The following is an 18,535-nucleotide window of genomic DNA, read 5'->3' on the forward strand; positions in this document are numbered from 1 at the left end:
TCAACATAAAATTATAATGATAATGCTTATCAATTAGGGTGTCAACTTGTTTTTGAATTATTTCATAAGATTTTCAAAATACTTAAATGTTATTTCGTTTGATACAATAGAATATATACAAGCATGTAGTGTGAATATGATAAGTTAAATGCGATCGTATTGAAAAAGGAATGAAGTTAGACTGAAAGGTGGAAGCGGTAATGCAGCTACAATATACTTTATTATATTGTTTAAAACAATTGAATGGTGAAAGAACCGTTTCTTCGATTTATTATTTGTTAAAAGGAAAGAGATCGTCGCAAACATTACAAGATGGGAATATGTTTCAAATTTCTTTTTTGTTTGGGATTTATAAATCATTAAATAGAGCTGATTATGATCAAGAAGTTGCAAAGTTGTTACAGACGGATTTAGTTCAATCTATACATGATAATACATACGTGTTAACGACTGCTGGTAATATGCAATTAAACAAATGGGAAGATGAATTTGCCTTTCCGACGTATTTACATGGTTTACACTATGGTGAAATAGGTGAAACGTTTTGGAGGAGATTAGCATTAATCGTTCAAACCATTTCGAATATACAACAGGCAAATGCGAAATTTATTCCAATTCAACAGGATACAGAAATAATGATGTGGGTGAAACGTTTTCTCACGGGAATACCATATACGAGAAATGAATTGGCTAAAAGATTGTGGAAGGAGATGCATACTCTTTTACAAAAAAATAATTCAGTAGAAGCGACAATCGTAACATATCGATTAACTGGCTATGAACGTATTGGGTGTACTTTACAACAATTAGCGGAAATTACGAAACAAGATATATTTCGAGTGTACTTTTTATTCTGGGGTACAATTCATTTCCTTATTCAAGAAGTTCGCAATAAAGAAAATGAATTTCCATTATTAGCTGAAATTATTTCTTATCCAAATGAGAAAGCTGATTTATTTAGCTTATCAACGAAAAAAACATATAATTTTTGGAGACAAGGACGCTCTTTAGAAGAAATAGCGACAATTCGGAATTTAAAGGTTGCCACGATAGAAGATCATTTTGTGGAGATTGCTTTACGAGAAAAAGAATTTTCTATTGAGATGTTTATGGGAAAAGAAAAAATAGAAAAAGTATCAAAAGTAATTGAAGCATTACAAACACGTAAATTGCGTGTGTTGAAGCAAGCGGTTGGAGAGGGAATCTCTTATTTTGAAGTCCGTCTTGTATTGGCACGGATGGAGGGTATTAATGAAGCTTGAGGAATATTTATATAAGTGGTTTGGATATTCTGAATTTCGTCCGGGGCAAAAAGGAGTTATTACGGACTTATTGGAAGGAAAGGATGTTGTAGCGATGCTTCCGACTGGAAGGGGGAAGTCGATGTGTTATCAACTTCCGGGGCTGCTGCAAGAGGGTACGGTGCTTGTTGTATCACCATTATTATCTTTAATGGAAGACCAAGTTACGCAATTAAAGTATGTCGTGAAAAATCGAGTTATTGCATTTAATAGTTTTCGGACGTTAAGTGAAAAAAGGGAAGCAATGAAAAAGCTATCTTTTTATAAATTTGTTTTCGTATCACCAGAGATGTTGCAGTCGGAACTTCTAATAAGAGAATTGAAAAAAATACATATTTCATTATTTGTCGTAGATGAAGCGCATTGTATTTCACAATGGGGGTATGATTTTCGGCCAGATTATAAAAAATTAGATAAAGTAATTGAGAGTATCGGCTCTCCAAATGTACTAGCATTAACAGCAACTGCTACAAAGGATGTACTGCGAGATATAGCCGAAAGTTTAAATCTAAAAAATGTCGCTGAGCATGTGTATTCAATTGATCGTCCAAATATTGCGATGGAAGTGCAATTTGTGGAAACGATAGAAGAAAAAAAAGAGGCGCTTTTTGAGCATATAATGTATTTGCAAGGACCTGGTATTGTTTATTGTTCAAGTAGGGCCTGGACAGAGCGTTTAACCGAGTATTTAAGAGGAAAAGGAATTACAGGTGTAGCTTTTTATCATGGTGGTATGGAACATGAAGAGCGTATGTTAATTCAACAACAGTTTATGAATGACCAGTTGCAAATTGTAATATGTACAAGTGCTTTTGGGATGGGGGTCAATAAGGCGAATACAAGATATATTATTCATTTTCAATATCCGACAAATGTAGCTTCCTATTTACAAGAAATTGGAAGGGCGGGGAGAGATGGTGAACCGAGTATAGCCATTTTGTTATGTAGTCCATTGGATCATGATTTGCCAATTTCAATCATTGAAGATGAATTGCCAAGTAAATCACAAATACAATTTTTATTTTCGTTACTACAAGAAAGAATGTTTCAAACGAAAGTATTACCAATAGAAGATGTAGAAGAAATTTGTTATAATGCAGCAAGATTTAATGAACAATATTGGCGTTTTATCCGTTATCATCTCGAACATCTTGGAATCATACAACAGCGAAATCTTCTGCTAGAGAGCTTGTCAGATGAAATAATGCACAGATTAATAGCGGAAGTGGAAGTGAGACTGCGTAATAAATATAGTGAGCTAGAAAATATGAAGTCATGGATACAAGTTCAAGGATGTAGGCGTGAATATTTATTACAACAGTTCGGTTATAGAAAGGAAAAAGAGATAGAAAACTGTTGTGATTACTGTGGTATTACAAAAACAGATTATAAAAAAAGACGAGCGCAACAGTCAGTTTTCGACTATAATTGGGAAACAGAGTTACAAAAGCTTTTCGGCCTAGGGAAGATGGAGGAATGATGAACATTCAAAGGCAAAATGTTGAAGATATGAGTCCGAGGGAAATAAGACTGAATCTATACATAACACAACTAATCATTATTGGTATCGGTTGTTTACTAGCATACATATTATTTCAAGATAAAAGAGAAGTTTATAGTTTGTGGAAATGGGAACCGATTTCTATACTTGTACTAGGTGGCTTATTAGCGATTTGTATTGTGTTATTAGATTATGTTGCAATGCGAGTGTTTCCAGAATCTTGGTTTGATGATGGTGGCATTAACGATAGAATGTTTCAAGGAATCTCTGTCATGCATTTACTCGTTATTACGTTTATTATTGGCTTTGCGGAAGAGTTTTTATTTAGAGGTGTAGTGCAGACTCATTTTGGAATTGTAATAGCGAGTTTAATTTTTGCTGTGTTACATATTCGGTATATAACGAAGCCTTTTTTGTTTTGTTTCGTCTGCTTTATTAGCTTTGTTTTTGGTTATGTATTCGAGTGGACAGGCAATTTGTTTATAACAATCTTTGCACACTTTCTTGTTGATTTTATAATGGGACTCCAATTAAGAAAATAAATGGAAGGTGGTGGTGAACAACATGAGAAAACGAATTCCTGATTTTGAAGAGGAGTTAGAAATTGAGCGAGTGGAAGAAGATGAAGGTTTACCGCCGCGTAGTGAAATTCATAGAAATAAAGAGAAAAAACCAAAATTTAAAATGAATCATATTTTCGTCCGAGTTTTAACATTTTTATTCATATTGTTACCTATTAGTATTCTATGGTATACAGATAAATATACACAGGTGAAAAGTGATAGTAATAATGCTGGGAAAAGTGCGTTTGAAGTAATTTTCTTTGATTCAGCTAAGACGGAATCTCAAAAGCAGTCTGAGAAAGTAGCAACTCATATTGTGAAAGATGGGGAAAGTTTAAAAAGTATAGCGAAGCAATATTTCTCAGATGAAAATGGAATGGAAGTAATTAAAAAGTATAATGATTTACAAGAAGACGAAGTGAGAGTAGGACAAGAATTAAAAATTCCTATAAAAGATAAGTCTGCGAAGTAAGAGAGCTAGTTAAATGAGTGATAAATAATAACTGCATATAAAATGAAGGACTATACTTTACGAGGAGGGAGAGTAAAAAATATATGACATGGATTATATTATTATGTACTCTCATATGCATTGGTTTTGTATGTCTTCTTGGAATGTATAAAGAAGCGATGCGTAATACTGTGCTGGAACATACATTAGTATTCAAAGAATTTCCGGAAAGTTTTCAAAAAGTTAATGTTTTTTTTATTTCGGATATTCATAGAAGGGTCATTTCTAGCTCGCTAATTGAACGAGTGAAAGGGAAAGTGGATATCGTAATTATTGGCGGTGATTTAGCTGAAAAAGGAGTACCTTTATCGCAAATATCTTTAAATATTCAAAAATTAAGAGAAGTAGCCCCTGTATATTTTGTATGGGGAAATAATGATTATGAAATTGAAAATCACGAATTAGATGCTTTATTGTTAGAAAATAATGTGAAGGTATTAGATAATACAAGAGTTGTATTTGAGTCTGAGTTAGGAGAGAAAATTTGCTTGCTCGGTATCGATGATGTTGGATTAGAACGAGATCGTTTAGATTTAGCATTGGCTGATTGTAAAGAAGAAGGTTTTCGCATTTTAATTAGTCACAACCCTGATATAATAAAGAAAATGTCTGGTAAAGAACAAATTTCGCTCGTGTTAAGTGGACATACACATGGAGGGCAAATTCGGTTGTTTCCATCTGAAAAATATTTAAAGGGTGGTATATATAAGCATTTTAATATGACACTCTTTGTTAGTAATGGGTATGGAACAACATTGCTTCCTCTGCGTTTTCGGGCACCTTCTCAAACGCATATCATTACGTTGTGTGGAGGGAAATAATGCCAACTTCAAATGGGAACTATAATATAAAAGCTGTTTCGAATATACTCGGAATTCAACCGAGTACACTTCGCGCATGGGAAAGACGCTATCATATTATTGCCCCAAAGAGAAATCAGGCGGGGCATCGTTTGTATACAGAAGAGCATATTTATATTTTGAAATGGTTAATGAACAAAGTTTCTGAGGGGATGATGATTGGACAAGCCGTTCAGTTATTAGAAGGGAATCGGTTGCAGAACAACATTCAAATAGAAAAAATTACTGATAAAGAAGTTGTTTTAGTGGACGATATACTACAAGCTTTGTTAGAATTTGATGAAATTACAACTTCTGCATTATTAAACGAGGTTTTTAGTATATATTCAACGGAAAAGGTTGTTATAAGTATCATTCTTCAAGTGGCAAACAAGTTGTTAATTTTAAAAAATAATAATGAGATTACAATGTCACAATTCAAATATGTTGTATCATTCTTACAAACACGTCTAGGAATGATTTATCATAATGCATCAGTGTATTCTTCCGTTAACAAAGTTTTCGTTTTAGAAAATAATATATTAAAAGGATTTATTTTCGCGACGTATTTACGAATAAAAGGATATCAAGCAATGTATATGGGGACAAGTTTAGATGAAGAAGGTATTTTACTAGCTATTGAACAATTGCAACCTAAGTATTTGTTTATATCTTTTGATGATGAACGAGAACTTGAAGAGGCAGTAAGATTTATTGATTTGTTGCAAGCAAAAAATAAAAATCTCTTTGTTGGTTTTATAGGAAGAAAAAGTATTGGGGATCAATTAAATCTTCAAAATATCCTTATTGGTAACACGAAAGAAGAATGGGATGGATGGTTAAGAATGTCAGAATAGTCGTTCGGAAAGAACCATCTATTTTCTATTTCATATAATAAAAATTAGATGCAATGGTTACGTAGGGAGGGTATGAGATGAGACTGGAACGTTTAAATTACAATAAGATCAAAATTTTCCTAACATTTGATGATTTATCAGAACGAGGATTAACGAAAGAAGATTTGTGGAGGAATGCACCGAAAGTACAGCAACTATTCCGTGATATGATGCAAGAAGCAAATGAAGAATTAGGGTTTGAAGCGGATGGTCCGATTGCTGTGGAAGTATTTTCTCTACAAGCTCAAGGTATGGTTGTAATTGTGACAAAAGAAAATCAAGAAGTGGACACAGAAGATGAGTTCCGTGACGAGTTTATTGAAATGCAAGTGACTCTTGATGAAAGTGAACATATACTTTACGAGTTTGCTACATTAGATGATGTAATCAATTTGTCAAATCGCTTATATAACCTTGGTGTAACTGATGGGAAGTTGTATACATGGGATAATCGTTTTTATCTTTGGATAGAAGAAGAAGAGCAATTTCAATTATTGAAGGCGGATTTTATAGCTATTTTAGCAGAATATGGTAATCCGTCAACGGCAACAATTTATCGCATAATGGAATATGGTAAAGAATTAATGGATTCTCAAGCAATTGAACAAATATACAATTACTTTGTGAAAAAGCAAAACCTCAGCTAATGTAACGTAGCTTGAGGTTTTATTTTTATTCAGCTGAAGATTGGAAAATCTAAAATCTATAAAGCGAAGTTTAGGCAACAAGACTAGCCGACCTGTAGTTGAAAATTTGATCAGTATTTCTTGATGAAATACTGATTTTATTGAATGTGTTTTGGTGAAAATAAAAAATATTTAAATATTTAAGTATTTTACTTTTCTAAAAGCAATAAAAGGACTATAATAATAGTGAAAACGCTTGCAATACGAAATAGTTTGTATATATTTGTTAGCGTTTTCTATTGCATTCCAAATTTAACGGTGTATACTAGGCAATGAAGGTTTACTAAACAAGTGAAATTACAGGGGGTTTACTTACTATGGTAGCCGAAAAGGGAACTCAAACGAAAACACAACAACAAGGGGAACAACATTTTGAATTGTTAAATTCAACACAAATTGTAATTAATGAAGCATTAGAAAAATTGGGTTATCCAAACGAAGTATATGAATTATTGAAAGAACCAATTCGTATGATGACAGTGAAAATTCCAGTTCGTATGGATGACGGGACTGTTAAAATATTTACAGGATATCGTGCACAACATAATGATGCTGTTGGTCCAACGAAAGGTGGAATTCGCTTCCATCCAAACGTAACAGAAAATGAAGTGAAAGCACTTTCTATCTGGATGAGTTTAAAATGTGGTATTGTTGATTTACCATACGGTGGAGGTAAAGGTGGAATCATTTGTGACCCGCGTGAGATGTCTTTCCGTGAATTAGAAAGATTAAGCCGCGGTTATGTACGAGCAATTAGCCAAATTGTTGGTCCGACAAAAGATATTCCGGCTCCAGATGTATTTACAAACTCACAAATTATGGCATGGATGATGGATGAGTATAGCCGTATCGATGAATTTAATTCACCAGGATTTATCACAGGTAAACCACTTGTATTAGGTGGATCACACGGACGTGAAACAGCGACTGCAAAAGGTGTAACAATTTGTATTCGTGAAGCTGCGAAAAAACGTGACATTGATATTAAAGGTGCACGCGTTGTTGTTCAAGGATTTGGTAACGCTGGTAGCTTCTTAGCTAAATTTATGCATGATGCAGGCGCGAAAGTAATTGCAATTTCAGATGCTTATGGCGCATTACATGATCCAAATGGATTAGATATTGACTACTTACTAGATCGTCGCGATAGCTTCGGTACTGTAACAAAACTATTTAATAATACAATTTCAAACAAAGAACTGTTAGAACTTGATTGCGACATTTTAGTTCCAGCTGCAATTGAGAACCAAATTACAGAAGAAAATGCTGATAAGATTAAAGCGAAAATTGTGGTTGAAGCTGCAAATGGCCCAACTACATTAGAAGCAACAAAAATCTTAACAGATCGTGGTATTTTACTTGTTCCAGACGTATTAGCAAGTGCTGGTGGCGTTACAGTATCTTACTTTGAGTGGGTACAAAATAACCAAGGTTACTACTGGACTGAGGAAGAAGTAGAACAACGTTTAGAAAAAGTAATGGTAAGATCATTCGATTCAATTTATGAAACATCACAAGTTCGTAAAGTAAACATGCGCTTAGCTGCATACATGGTTGGTGTTCGTAAAATGGCTGAGGCTAGTCGCTTCAGAGGTTGGGTATAATATATAATGTTTTGAGAAAACGTGATTTCCTTTCGAGGGGATCACGTTTTTTTGTTGAAGTATTAAATTGAGGTGTTGTATATGGAAAATGAAATGATGGAACGAGTAGAACAATTAGAAGAAAAGGTTAAGAGGTTAGAGGGAGAACTTGCAAGAACGATGGAAGCCAGAAAAACAAGTATCGTTCGGGTGTTCGGGGAAGGGTTACTGTTTTTAATATTTGGTTTGGTTGTAGTAGGGCCGATTATCGCCGTTGTAATCTCAATTCTTACTTGGTTTGCTGAAAAATAAAATAAAAACAAAAAGAACGCTTGTTCTACACGAACAAACGTGCTATACTCTCCTTAGATAAACAAAACGGAAATGATTTTAAGGAGAGATAAATGATGAAAATGACAGTAGACCAAAGATTTATGATGCCAGCGGATGTTGTAGAACGAGTGGAAGTATTACGAAACAAGCAAAGTAAGCGTGGCACATTATTACAATCAGTAAATAAATTTTTCGGTTTAGATACGAAAGAAGATTGTGTTTGGTTTTACGGTTTTTATGGAGTGGCTGTAAGTATTTTATTATTTATGGTATTCACATCAAATATTTTCGATTTTATCTTCGCATAAGAAATATGCTATAAGGACATTGCTACCGAATACATATAAGGAAGTAAGGTAATCTTCTAAAGCGGGAGTTGGTAGTAATGGCGATGTTTCCTATAGAGCGTAACTATATTGGATATGGAAGTTCACGACCGGGAATTCCTCTTTCTAAAGTAAGGTTTATTGTAAGTCATGATACGGGGAATCCTGGTAGCAATGCGATAGGGAATCGAGATTACTTTAATGAAATACAACCGAAAGCTTCGGCGCATACATTTATAGATGACAAAACAATATTGGAAATTGTCCCTATAAATGAGGTTGCATATCATGTTCGATATGGTGTGCCGACGGATAATGATCTATATGGTTATGATGCGAATAAGGCTGCCATTGGTGTGGAACTTTGCTATGGCGGTGATGTTAACTTTTGGGAAGCATATACTCGTTTTACATGGTATCATGCTTATTTATGTCAAAACTTTGGCTTGAATCCGAAAAAAGATATCGTATCACATAAAACACTTGATCCAGCTAGAAAGATTGATCCTGAAAATGTATTAGGGAAACAAGGTATTAAATTTCAGCAGTTTTTAGCAGATGTCTATCGGATGTACGTTTCGTTTAGATGACAAACATAAGAAAAATGAATACAATAAAGATAGGTGCCTACTGCTGTAAGTAGGTTTTTTCTTGTTTTTATAAATAGTGCAGAGGTAGAAGACTAGGAGTGAACCGAGTATGCAGAAAGAAACAGCTATCATAATTGGAGGCGGTCCGTGCGGATTAGCGGCAGCAATTTCGTTGCAAAAGGTAGGGATTAATCCGTTAGTAATTGAAAAAGGAAACATTGTAAATGCCATTTATAATTATCCAACTCATCAAACATTTTTTTCCTCTAGTGAAAAATTAGAAATTGGTGAAGTAGCTTTTATTACCGAAAACCGTAAGCCGGTTCGAAATCAAGCACTTGCGTATTATCGCGAAGTAGTAAAGCGTAAATCTGTACGCGTAAATGCTTTCGAACGAGTGGAGAAAGTTCAAAAAGATGGAGAAGTTTTTAAGGTTGAGACGACAAAACGTGATGGAAATAAAGAAATATATATAGCGAAATATATTGTTGTAGCAACTGGATATTATGACAATCCAAATTATATGAATGTTCCAGGTGAGGAACTGAAGAAAGTAGCTCACTATTTTAAAGAAGGACATCCTTATTTTGATCGAGATGTGGTAGTTATAGGTGGGAAAAACTCAAGTATAGATGCTGCGTTGGAATTAGTTAAATCAGGTGCGCGTGTAACGGTACTGTATCGTGGAAGTGAGTACTCGCCGAGCATTAAGCCGTGGATTTTGCCGGAATTTGAGGCATTAGTACGAAACGGCACAATTCAAATGCATTTCGGGGCTCATGTGAAAGAAATCACTGAACATACATTAACATATACGGTTGATGGTGAAGCACGTACAATCAAAAATGATTTTGTATTTGCGATGACTGGCTACCATCCTGATCATAGCTTCTTAACGAAGATGGGTGTTCGGATTGATGAAGAAACAGGACGTCCGATTTATACAGAGGATAAAATGGAAACGAACGCTGAAAATATTTTTATTGCAGGTGTAATTGCTGCTGGGAATAATGCAAATGAAATATTTATCGAGAACGGTAGATTTCATGGGGATGCAATTGCGCAAACCGTTGCATCAAGAGAACAATAAAAAGAAGCTGTCGAAATTCGACAGCTTCTTTTTTAATTGTGCATAAACATGTTTTGGATTGTTTTATGAGAGTTTGTATTCTCTAGTGCGACTAGTAATTTAATTCGCGCTTTTTGAGCATTTAAACCGTATGTGAAAACAATACCCATATCTTTTAATTGTTTGCCGCCACCTTCATATGAATATACGTCTTGAACGATACCATTGAAGCAACGTGAAACTAATACGACAGGAATGCCTTTGTTTATTAATCGTTCTAGACTAGGAAGTGTTCTTGGAGGTAAATTACCTTGTCCAAGTGCTTCAATAACAATTCCATCTACTGGAAGGTTTTCAATTGCTGCTAACAATGTATCATCCATGCCAGCATATGCTTTTAGAACAACTACGTTTTTAGAGACTTTACTTACTGAGTATGTTTCGTGATGTACTAAAGCGTGATGGAATACAACACCGCGTTTTGTTACCATGCCAATTGGTCCGTATTGTGGGCTTTGGAATGTCGCGACATTACTTGTATGTGTTTTCGTTACATTTGTAGCACAGTGAATTTCGTCGTTTAATACGACTAAAACACCTTTTTCCGCAGCTTCATTACAACTAGCAACTTTTACAGCCGATAAGAAGTTATATAGGCCATCAGCACCTAATTCATTACTAGAACGCATTGCGCCTGTTACAATGATAGGAATAGTTGCTTGTACTGTTAAATCTAAGAAATAAGCTGTTTCTTCTAATGTATCCGTACCATGTGTAATTACTACGCCATGAATGTTGTCTTGTTTTACTCTTTCATCAATGATGACTTGTAATTGTAACATTTCGCTCGGTGTCATATGAGGAGATGGTAGATGGAACACATCTTCAACAATTAAATCAACATCGCCTTCTAAATCAGGAATGAATTTTAAAAGAGGATTTTTTTCACCTGGTTGTACGACCCCAGTTTCTTTATCTTCCTCCATTGCAATTGTTCCACCTGTGTGTAAAACTAGGATTCTTTTCAATGCTATACCCCTTTCAAGTTGAAAAATACATTTAGAACATAACATGTTTTGAGTAAATTCGACAATGAAAATGTATAAAAGTACGCTTAGAAAATGACAATAAACTTAATTGTCTTATGTGCGTTGTACAAAGTGGCTATTAGGTAGAGTTTTATTTAAATAAATTTTAGAAACTTGATGCATAAATATAGAGAGGAAAGGAGCGAGTTTTTTGAAAAAAGTGGAGAAAATTATTATTCGCATATTGTTGATTCAATTTATTTGTCTTTCTATTGTACAGTTGCTCTTTATACATAAATCTTCTGTAAAATATTTATCAAAAATTGTTTATTATGAAGGTGTCATCACGAAAAATAAAGCGGAAATCTTACAGGTGAATAAGTAGTTTTCATTTTCTTCTAAGATGGATTATGCTACAATAATTGAGGATTTAATGACGTGAAGCAAATGGGAAGAAGCAGGGGGAGAATACCTGCTTTTCGTTTTGTTTTATAAGTGAAAAATGAGGTGTTACAATGGATAAACGAATTTCGATTGCTATAGATGGTCCAGCAGCTGCTGGGAAAAGTACAGTTGCAAAAGTTGTTGCAAAAAAACTTTCATATGTTTACATTGATACAGGCGCAATGTACCGTGCTATTACATATGCAGCCCTTGAACAAAAAGTGGATATTGAAAATGAAGAAAAGTTAATGGAAGTTGTAAAAAATGTGAATATTGAATTTCAACAAGGGGAAAATACACAACTTGTATTTTTAAATGGACAAGATGTTTCTGAAGTGATTCGTACGCCTGATGTGACGAATCGCGTATCTATTGTAGCGAAGCATCGTCTTGTTCGTGAAGAAATGGTACGTCGTCAACAAGAATTAGCTGAAAAGGGCGGCGTAGTAATGGATGGTCGCGATATTGGTACACATGTACTACCAGATGCTGAAGTGAAAATCTTTATGCTTGCTTCCGTAGAAGAAAGAGCAGAAAGAAGACATTTAGAAAATATGAATAAAGGTTTCGATTCTAATTTAGAGCAGTTAAAAGAAGAAATTGCTAGGCGTGATAAATTAGATTCAGAACGTGAAGTTTCTCCTTTGAAAAAAGCTGATGATGCATTGGAATTAGATACAACTTCTTTATCAATTGAAGAAGTTGTCCAAAAAATTATGGGTATTGTTGCAGGAGTATTTGCGAAATAAAGAAAGAGGATTATCCTCTTTCTTTATTTTTTTTGAAATGTAAAGGATACGTGAATTATAAGTCTCTTTTCTTGACAAATGGGCTAATTTGTAAGAAGTTAGTTACAGAGGAAAAAAACTGTCAGAATATATTCGCTATTATATTTCAAATCATACTTTCATCAAGATGATTTTGCTGTATACTATTTATATAGGTTTAATATAGTTTCTTGTGAACTGTATTGAAACAGAATATGTGATGATAAATTCTTAAACATGCAAATGAAAACATTTGTTTTCATTTCGTATATACATAAAAATGCTTTGTCAATTCTGTAGGGAGGTATTTCCATGGTAGAGAAAATGAATGAAGAAGTTATGAATTCAAAAGAATTACAAGTTGGTGACGTTGTTACAGGTTCTGTAACGAAAGTTGAAGAGAAACAAGTGCTTGTAAATGTTGGATACAAAACAGATGGCGTAATTCCGATTAGTGAATTAGCTAACGTTCATATTGAAAAAGCAAGCGATGTTGTAGAATTAGATCAAACACTTGAATTGAAAATTATTAAATTAGAAGATGATGATCTTGTTTTATCTAAAAGAGCTGTTGACGCAGAAAAAGCGTGGGTAGAATTACAAGAGAAATTTAATTCTGGTTATGTATTTGATGTTACTGTAAAAGATATCGTGAATGGTGGATTAGTTGTGGACCTTGGTGTTCGTGGTTTTATCCCAGCTTCACTTGTAGAAGTACATTATGTAGAAGACTTTGCTGACTATAAAGGGAAAACATTAGCGGTGAAAATTGTTGAATTAGACCGTGAAAAAAATCGTGTAATCCTTTCGCATAAAGCGGTAGTAGAACTAGAACTAGATTCTAAGAAAAAAGAAGCCATCTCTTCGTTAAAAGAAGGAGATGTTGTTGAAGGGACAGTACAACGATTGACGGATTTTGGTGCTTTCGTTAACGTTGGTGGTGTGGATGGTTTAGTTCACATTTCACAAATTTCACATGAACGTGTAGAACAACCTTCTGAGGTATTAGAGCAAGGTCAAAAGGTGAAAGTAAAGGTGCTATCTGTTGATGCCGATACACAACGTATTTCTTTATCAATTAAAGCAGCTCAGCCAGGACCTTGGGAAAATGTTGCTGGCGAAATAAAAGCTGGAGATATTCGTGAGGGAGTAGTAAAACGCCTTGTTACATTCGGTGCGTTTGTTGAAATTTTACCTGGTGTTGAAGGGCTTGTACATGTATCTCAAATTGCAAATCGTCACGTGAAAAATCCAAATGAAGTATTAGAAATGGGACAAGAAGTAAAAGTAAAAGTGCTTGAAGTTCATGTAGCAGAAAAACGTATTTCTTTAAGCATAAAAGAAACGCTTGAAGAAAATAATGTAACAGAAGATTATAGCCAATATGAGCCAAATGCTGATTCTGCTACTTTCCAGTTAAGTGATATTATTGGTGAACAACTGAAAAAATTAAAGAAATAAAGAGGGGTACAAGTGGTAAGGGCAAAACGTAAATTAGATCATATTGAATATGCTCTCTCTACTGGTCAGTCTCGTGCGCATGGCTTTCATGATATTGATTTTGTGCATCAAAGCTTGCCAAATTCAAGTTATGACACTGTAACATGTGAAACAAAAATCGGCGAACTTTCACTAAGTTCGCCGATTTTTATCAATGCGATGACTGGTGGTGGAGGAGAGCAAACATTACATATTAACGAGCAATTAGCATATGTAGCGAAACATCATAACCTTGCTATGGCTGTAGGTTCGCAAATGGCAGCCTTAAAAAATGATAGCGAGGCGGCTTCGTATAAAATCGTCAGAAAGGTAAACCAAAATGGTATTTTCTTTGCTAATTTGGGGAGTGAGGCAACTGTCGAACAGGCGAAGCGTGCCGTTGATATGATTGAAGCGAATGCACTGCAAATTCATTTGAATGTCATACAAGAGTTAACGATGCCAGAAGGAGACCGTGATTTTACGGGTGTACTTCGGCGAATTGAACAAATTGTGTTAAACAGTAAAGTTCCTGTCATTGTAAAAGAAGTGGGATTTGGAATGAGTAAGGAAACAGTACAGCAGTTAGCGAGTATAGGTATAACAGCAATTGATATTGGTGGACAAGGTGGTACGAATTTTGCTGCTGTTGAAAATGAAAGAAGACAGCGAATGCTTTCTTATTTTAATAACTGGGGCATACAAACAGCTTCCTCGATTATTGAAGCAACCTCTACAAATAATAACCTCTCTTTTATTGCATCTGGGGGCATACAAACAGCGCTAGACGTAGCGAAGGCGATCGCATTAGGGGCGAATACAACTGCGTTAGCCGGATACTTTTTACGTATTTTAATGCAAGATGGTGTCGAGAAGTTAGTGGATGAAATTGATCTTCTACATACAGATTTAAAATTCATTATGACAGCTCTTGGGGTAAAGAAGATAGAAGAATTACAATCTGTACCTCTTGTTGTAAAAGGCGAAACGTATCATTGGTTAATGCAGCGTGGGATTGATACTACGCATTATAGTAGGAGATAAAAAAATCAACCGTGTGGTTGGTTTTTTTTATAAAACGATGAAGTGATACATCGCCCTATATAATTATAATGATAAAAAAGAGAATATATTGTGATTGAGATATTAATACGAAAACAAAAGAATTATATCATGAATGGAATTTATTAAAATAATTACGAAAAAAGACGGTTTCATACAATGCTGAAACCGTCTTTTTTATTTTTAGTGCTGATTTTGCTTTCGAGCTTGCTCTGGTGTATCAAGACTAGTTGCACCAGGATATTGAAGTGATTGGTCGCGATCAGATTCAACGCGGCGTGATTCTCTTAGCTTTCGTTCTTGGCGATCTTTACCCATTGTGAGTTCCACCTCCTTATTAAAAGTTTTGCTGTTATGAGAAAAACTATGCACAAAGAAAAGGTAGGATTAACTTTCATAAAAAGTTCCCATAATGGAAAACATAGGAGGTGAAATGATGGATGGGAGTACTTTTTATTTTGTGGCTTGGATAGGATGGATTGTCGTGACCTTTTTTATGAAAAAAGAACCTATTCGTTGGAAGATAAGTGCTTGTATATTAATTTTTATTATTTGTTCTCCGTTAAATGTGACGATTGCTTCTTTTACTGTATCGGTAAATGCCCTTTTGCTTTGTATTATTTCTTTTGTAGGCATCACGCTATACTCTATTTGGAAAAAATTATACACCCTACTTTCGGCGCTTATTATTGCAATGTTATATACAAGTTTTCATTTGTTAGAAGTATATGATCCGATTTGGATTGTGGTTGATAGGTTGTTGCTACTAAGTGGCGCACTTGTGTATGCATCAATTTTATTGTACGGGGATCGCATATTAAGATTGTGCACCTTGTATATAGGGATGTTACAAGGAGAATTGTTGGTGACGCTTATTTTTCATAAATTACATTTTCCTTATGAATATGGCAGTTTAGCCTTTTTTGATGTTGTTGCTGTTTCTACTTTATTTATGGCGATTTTACTATGGATTACAAAAGTATCAGTATATATGGAACGATTTAAGAGGAAAACGCGTAAAAGAAGGGCGAGGGTAATACATGACTGAATATACACCAGCCATTTTATGTGGCGTAATTGCCGGGACGGTAACTAGGGTGTTAATGCTTCGTACCGATACGAGGCAATATCCGACGAGGCTTCACGGGAAAATTATTCATATTGCGATGGGATTAATTGCGGCTGCCTTAGGGGCAATTGCGATTCCGTCTATTTTGAAAAAAGATTTTTCTGCAATTACATTTCTTACGTTAGCAGCGACGCAATTTCGTGATGTGCGTAATATGGAAAGAAATACGCTTCAACAATTAGATGGATATGAGCTCGTACCACGTGGTAATACATACATTGAAGGGATTGCATTAGTTTTTGAAAGTCGTAACTATTTGGCAATGTTAACGTCGTTTGTAACAACGTTTGCGTATATAGGATTCCATTCGTGGATTGCCGGGGTAATTACTGGTATGATAAGTTTTTTAATTGCGAGAAAATTAATGTCAGGTAAAAGGCTTCATGATCTTGTAGAAATTGAGCACGTTCCACTTCGTTTTGAAGGAGCGGGACTTTATATTGATAATATTTACATTATGAATATTGGATTGCCAGCAAGGCAAGAAGAAATTATGAAATATGGGATGGGATTTATTTTAAAACCGAAATCGATAGATGCGATGGTTACAATCTCGAACTTAGGACAACGTCAAGCGATTTTACATGATGTTTCTGTTGCTTTAGGAATATATAGAGATTCTGGAACGCCGGCACTTGTACCGTTAGCGAAGCGTGATTTAGAGGATGGGAGAGTTGGGATTTTTGTTCTGCCGCAAGATCAGGATGCAGAAAAAGCGATAGGGGTAATTGGAAATGTACCAACATTAGAGAGTGCCGTTCATATGTCATCAGAAGCTCCGAAAGGAAGGGGAGATAAGAGATGATGTTAGAAAGTGTTATTCTCGCGGTTATTACAACAAAACCGGAGAAATTTGCAGGTGGTGCTCCTTTGTTTACTTGTGAATCGACAGAGGAATTGGAATTTGTTGCAAATAATTTAGAGGCGATTTTAGATGGTATTGCGCATCGCTTACAAGAGAATGTATATATTATTGTGAAACATTAGCAACGTGTGGTATAATATGAGGTGTTTTGATACGTTGAGAATTATTCTGGAATGCAAATCCCTTCTTGCACAAAGAAGGGTTTTTTACATAATAAACAGAAGCAAGTTGAAAGGATGAAAGTATATGCCGAAACCAGTAATAGCGATAGTAGGCCGCCCGAACGTAGGGAAATCTACTATTTTCAATAGAATTGTTGGAGAAAGAGTTTCAATCGTAGAAGATATACCAGGTATAACGCGAGACCGTATTTATAGTGCGGGAGAATGGTTAAATCATGAATTTAACATTATAGATACAGGTGGAATTGATATTGGAGACGAGCCGTTCTTGACACAAATTCGTCAACAGGCGGAAGTAGCGATTGATGAAGCAGATGTTATCATTTTTATGACGAATGGTCGCGATGGTGTAACTGCAGCGGATGAAGAAGTTGCTAAAATTTTATATCGTTCTAAAAAACCAATTGTACTTGCGGTAAATAAGGTTGATAATCCAGAAATGCGTAGTGATATTTATGATTTTTATGCGTTAGGATTTGGCGAGCCATTCCCGATTTCAGGTACACACGGTTTAGGACTTGGTGATTTGTTAGATGAAGCTGCAAATCATTTTCCAAAGATTGAAGAAGAAGCGTATGACGATGAAACAATCCGTTTCTCTTTAATTGGACGTCCAAACGTTGGGAAATCATCACTTGTAAATGCGCTTCTTGGTCAAGAACGTGTAATTGTAAGTAATATAGCAGGAACGACGCGTGATGCTGTTGATACACCATATAGCAAAGATGATCAAGATTATGTAATCATCGATACAGCTGGTATGCGTAAAAAAGGAAAAGTATACGAAAGTACAGAAAAGTATAGTGTACTTCGTGCACTTAGAGCGATTGAACGTTCTGACGTTGTTTTAGTTGTTTTAGACGGAGAAGAAGGAATTATTGAGCAAGATAAAAAAATCGCTGGATATGCTCATGATTCAGGACGAGCTGTTATTATCGTTGTAAACAAATGGGATGCAGTGAAAAAAGATGAAAAAACAATGAAAGCATTTGAAGAAAACATCCGTGCTCATTTCCAATTCTTGGATTATGCACCGATTGTATTCTTATCTGCGAAAACGAAAAAACGTACACAAACGTTATTACCGGTTATCAATGAGGTAAATGAAAGCCATAGCATCCGTGTACAAACGAACGTATTAAACGATGTAATTATGGATGCGGTAGCGATGAATCCAACGCCGACTCATAATGGTAGCCGTCTGAAAATCTTCTATGCGACACAGGTTGCGGTAAAACCACCGACATTTGTTGTGTTTGTAAATGATACAGAATTAATGCACTTTTCATATGAGCGCTTCTTAAAGAATCGTTTACGTGAAGCGTTCGGTTTTGTAGGAACGCCGATTCACATTATCGCTCGAGCAAGAGACTAATGGAGA

The 18,535-nt window shown here is 35.1% G+C and carries 22 protein-coding genes; 20 read left to right on the top strand and 2 right to left on the bottom strand.

Going from position 1 to position 18,535, the window contains the following annotated elements; translation table 11 throughout:
• Positions 1-200: 200 nt before the first annotated feature.
• The 12 genes from LUS72_RS07485 (at position 201) to LUS72_RS07540 (ending at position 10,219) form a co-directional block, all read left to right on the top strand.
• Positions 201-1,262, top strand: coding sequence for a YpbB family protein (locus LUS72_RS07485; protein ID WP_097831739.1), 1,062 nt, complete (start codon positions 201-203; stop codon positions 1,260-1,262).
• Entirely contained in the window at positions 1,252-2,781 is a 1,530-nt protein-coding gene (locus tag LUS72_RS07490) for a RecQ family ATP-dependent DNA helicase (RefSeq protein WP_097831738.1), read from the top strand. The genes LUS72_RS07485 and LUS72_RS07490 overlap by 11 nt, the downstream gene beginning before the upstream one ends.
• The gene (locus LUS72_RS07495) at positions 2,781-3,344 is read left to right on the top strand and encodes a CPBP family intramembrane glutamic endopeptidase (RefSeq protein ID WP_001025786.1); all 564 of its coding nucleotides are present in this window, start codon (positions 2,781-2,783) and stop codon (positions 3,342-3,344) included. The genes LUS72_RS07490 and LUS72_RS07495 overlap by 1 nt, the downstream gene beginning before the upstream one ends.
• Positions 3,345-3,366: 22 nt before the next feature.
• Positions 3,367-3,837 carry a LysM peptidoglycan-binding domain-containing protein gene (locus LUS72_RS07500; protein WP_097831737.1) on the top strand — a complete coding sequence of 157 codons (471 nt, stop codon included), beginning with the start codon at positions 3,367-3,369 and terminating at the stop codon, positions 3,835-3,837.
• 83 nt (positions 3,838-3,920) lie between these two features.
• The gene (locus LUS72_RS07505; RefSeq protein WP_097831736.1) at positions 3,921-4,697 is read left to right on the top strand and encodes a metallophosphoesterase; all 777 of its coding nucleotides are present in this window, start codon (positions 3,921-3,923) and stop codon (positions 4,695-4,697) included.
• Positions 4,697-5,572, top strand: coding sequence for a MerR family transcriptional regulator (locus LUS72_RS07510; RefSeq protein ID WP_097831735.1), 876 nt, complete (start codon positions 4,697-4,699; stop codon positions 5,570-5,572). The genes LUS72_RS07505 and LUS72_RS07510 overlap by 1 nt, the downstream gene beginning before the upstream one ends.
• Positions 5,573-5,649: 77 nt before the next feature.
• Positions 5,650-6,258, top strand: coding sequence for a genetic competence negative regulator (locus LUS72_RS07515; RefSeq protein ID WP_097831734.1), 609 nt, complete (start codon positions 5,650-5,652; stop codon positions 6,256-6,258).
• Between the two features lie 356 nt (positions 6,259-6,614).
• Positions 6,615-7,901, top strand: a complete 1,287-nt coding sequence (gudB, locus tag LUS72_RS07520) for an NAD-specific glutamate dehydrogenase (RefSeq protein WP_071744887.1) — start codon at positions 6,615-6,617, stop codon at positions 7,899-7,901.
• Between the two features lie 81 nt (positions 7,902-7,982).
• Entirely contained in the window at positions 7,983-8,192 is a 210-nt protein-coding gene (locus LUS72_RS07525; protein ID WP_097831733.1) for a hypothetical protein, read from the top strand.
• Between the two features lie 92 nt (positions 8,193-8,284).
• Positions 8,285-8,521: a DUF3961 domain-containing protein gene (locus tag LUS72_RS07530; RefSeq protein WP_002075213.1), complete on the top strand. Its 237-nt coding sequence runs from the start codon at positions 8,285-8,287 to the stop codon at positions 8,519-8,521.
• Between the two features lie 77 nt (positions 8,522-8,598).
• Positions 8,599-9,129 (top strand): peptidoglycan recognition protein family protein, encoded by a 531-nt coding sequence (locus LUS72_RS07535; protein WP_001240648.1) that lies wholly within the window; start codon positions 8,599-8,601, stop codon positions 9,127-9,129.
• Between the two features lie 109 nt (positions 9,130-9,238).
• Positions 9,239-10,219, top strand: coding sequence for a YpdA family putative bacillithiol disulfide reductase (locus tag LUS72_RS07540; protein ID WP_097831732.1), 981 nt, complete (start codon positions 9,239-9,241; stop codon positions 10,217-10,219).
• Positions 10,220-10,251: 32 nt separating this feature from the next.
• Here LUS72_RS07540 and ansA read toward each other — a convergent pair whose 3' ends face one another.
• Positions 10,252-11,226, bottom strand: a complete 975-nt coding sequence (ansA, locus tag LUS72_RS07545; protein ID WP_097831731.1) for an asparaginase — start codon at positions 11,224-11,226, stop codon at positions 10,252-10,254.
• A 211-nt stretch (positions 11,227-11,437) separates the two neighbouring features.
• On the opposite strand from ansA, the gene LUS72_RS07550 reads away from it, so the two are divergent.
• The 4 genes from LUS72_RS07550 (at position 11,438) to fni (ending at position 14,960) form a co-directional block, all read left to right on the top strand.
• Positions 11,438-11,611, top strand: coding sequence for a DUF5359 family protein (locus LUS72_RS07550; RefSeq protein ID WP_097831730.1), 174 nt, complete (start codon positions 11,438-11,440; stop codon positions 11,609-11,611).
• A gap of 130 nt (positions 11,612-11,741) precedes the next feature.
• Complete coding sequence (cmk, locus tag LUS72_RS07555; protein ID WP_097831729.1) at positions 11,742-12,419, top strand: (d)CMP kinase; 678 nt, start codon at positions 11,742-11,744, stop codon at positions 12,417-12,419.
• A 330-nt stretch (positions 12,420-12,749) separates the two neighbouring features.
• A complete protein-coding gene (rpsA, locus tag LUS72_RS07560) occupies positions 12,750-13,898 on the top strand; it encodes a 30S ribosomal protein S1 (protein WP_097831728.1) in 1,149 nt (382 codons plus the stop codon).
• Positions 13,899-13,910: 12 nt separating this feature from the next.
• The gene (fni, locus tag LUS72_RS07565) at positions 13,911-14,960 is read left to right on the top strand and encodes a type 2 isopentenyl-diphosphate Delta-isomerase (RefSeq protein ID WP_097831727.1); all 1,050 of its coding nucleotides are present in this window, start codon (positions 13,911-13,913) and stop codon (positions 14,958-14,960) included.
• Positions 14,961-15,161: 201 nt separating this feature from the next.
• On the opposite strand, the gene LUS72_RS07570 is transcribed toward fni, so the two are convergent.
• On the bottom strand, positions 15,162-15,296 hold the full coding sequence (locus LUS72_RS07570; protein ID WP_000513901.1) for a YpzI family protein: 135 nt from the start codon (positions 15,294-15,296) through the stop codon (positions 15,162-15,164).
• Positions 15,297-15,414: 118 nt separating this feature from the next.
• On the opposite strand from LUS72_RS07570, the gene LUS72_RS07575 reads away from it, so the two are divergent.
• From LUS72_RS07575 to der, 4 genes are all read left to right on the top strand, one after another.
• Positions 15,415-16,026 carry a YphA family membrane protein gene (locus LUS72_RS07575; RefSeq protein ID WP_097831726.1) on the top strand — a complete coding sequence of 204 codons (612 nt, stop codon included), beginning with the start codon at positions 15,415-15,417 and terminating at the stop codon, positions 16,024-16,026.
• Positions 16,019-16,912 (top strand): YIEGIA family protein, encoded by an 894-nt coding sequence (locus tag LUS72_RS07580; protein WP_097831725.1) that lies wholly within the window; start codon positions 16,019-16,021, stop codon positions 16,910-16,912. The genes LUS72_RS07575 and LUS72_RS07580 overlap by 8 nt, the downstream gene beginning before the upstream one ends.
• On the top strand, positions 16,909-17,094 hold the full coding sequence (locus LUS72_RS07585; protein ID WP_000979049.1) for a capping complex subunit for YIEGIA: 186 nt from the start codon (positions 16,909-16,911) through the stop codon (positions 17,092-17,094). The genes LUS72_RS07580 and LUS72_RS07585 overlap by 4 nt, the downstream gene beginning before the upstream one ends.
• Positions 17,095-17,218: 124 nt before the next feature.
• A complete protein-coding gene (gene der, locus LUS72_RS07590) occupies positions 17,219-18,529 on the top strand; it encodes a ribosome biogenesis GTPase Der (RefSeq protein WP_097831724.1) in 1,311 nt (436 codons plus the stop codon).
• The last annotated feature ends 6 nt before the right edge of the window (positions 18,530-18,535 follow it).

This window comes from Bacillus cereus, assembly GCF_025917685.1.
Classification (GTDB): domain Bacteria; phylum Bacillota; class Bacilli; order Bacillales; family Bacillaceae_G; genus Bacillus_A; species Bacillus_A cereus_AT.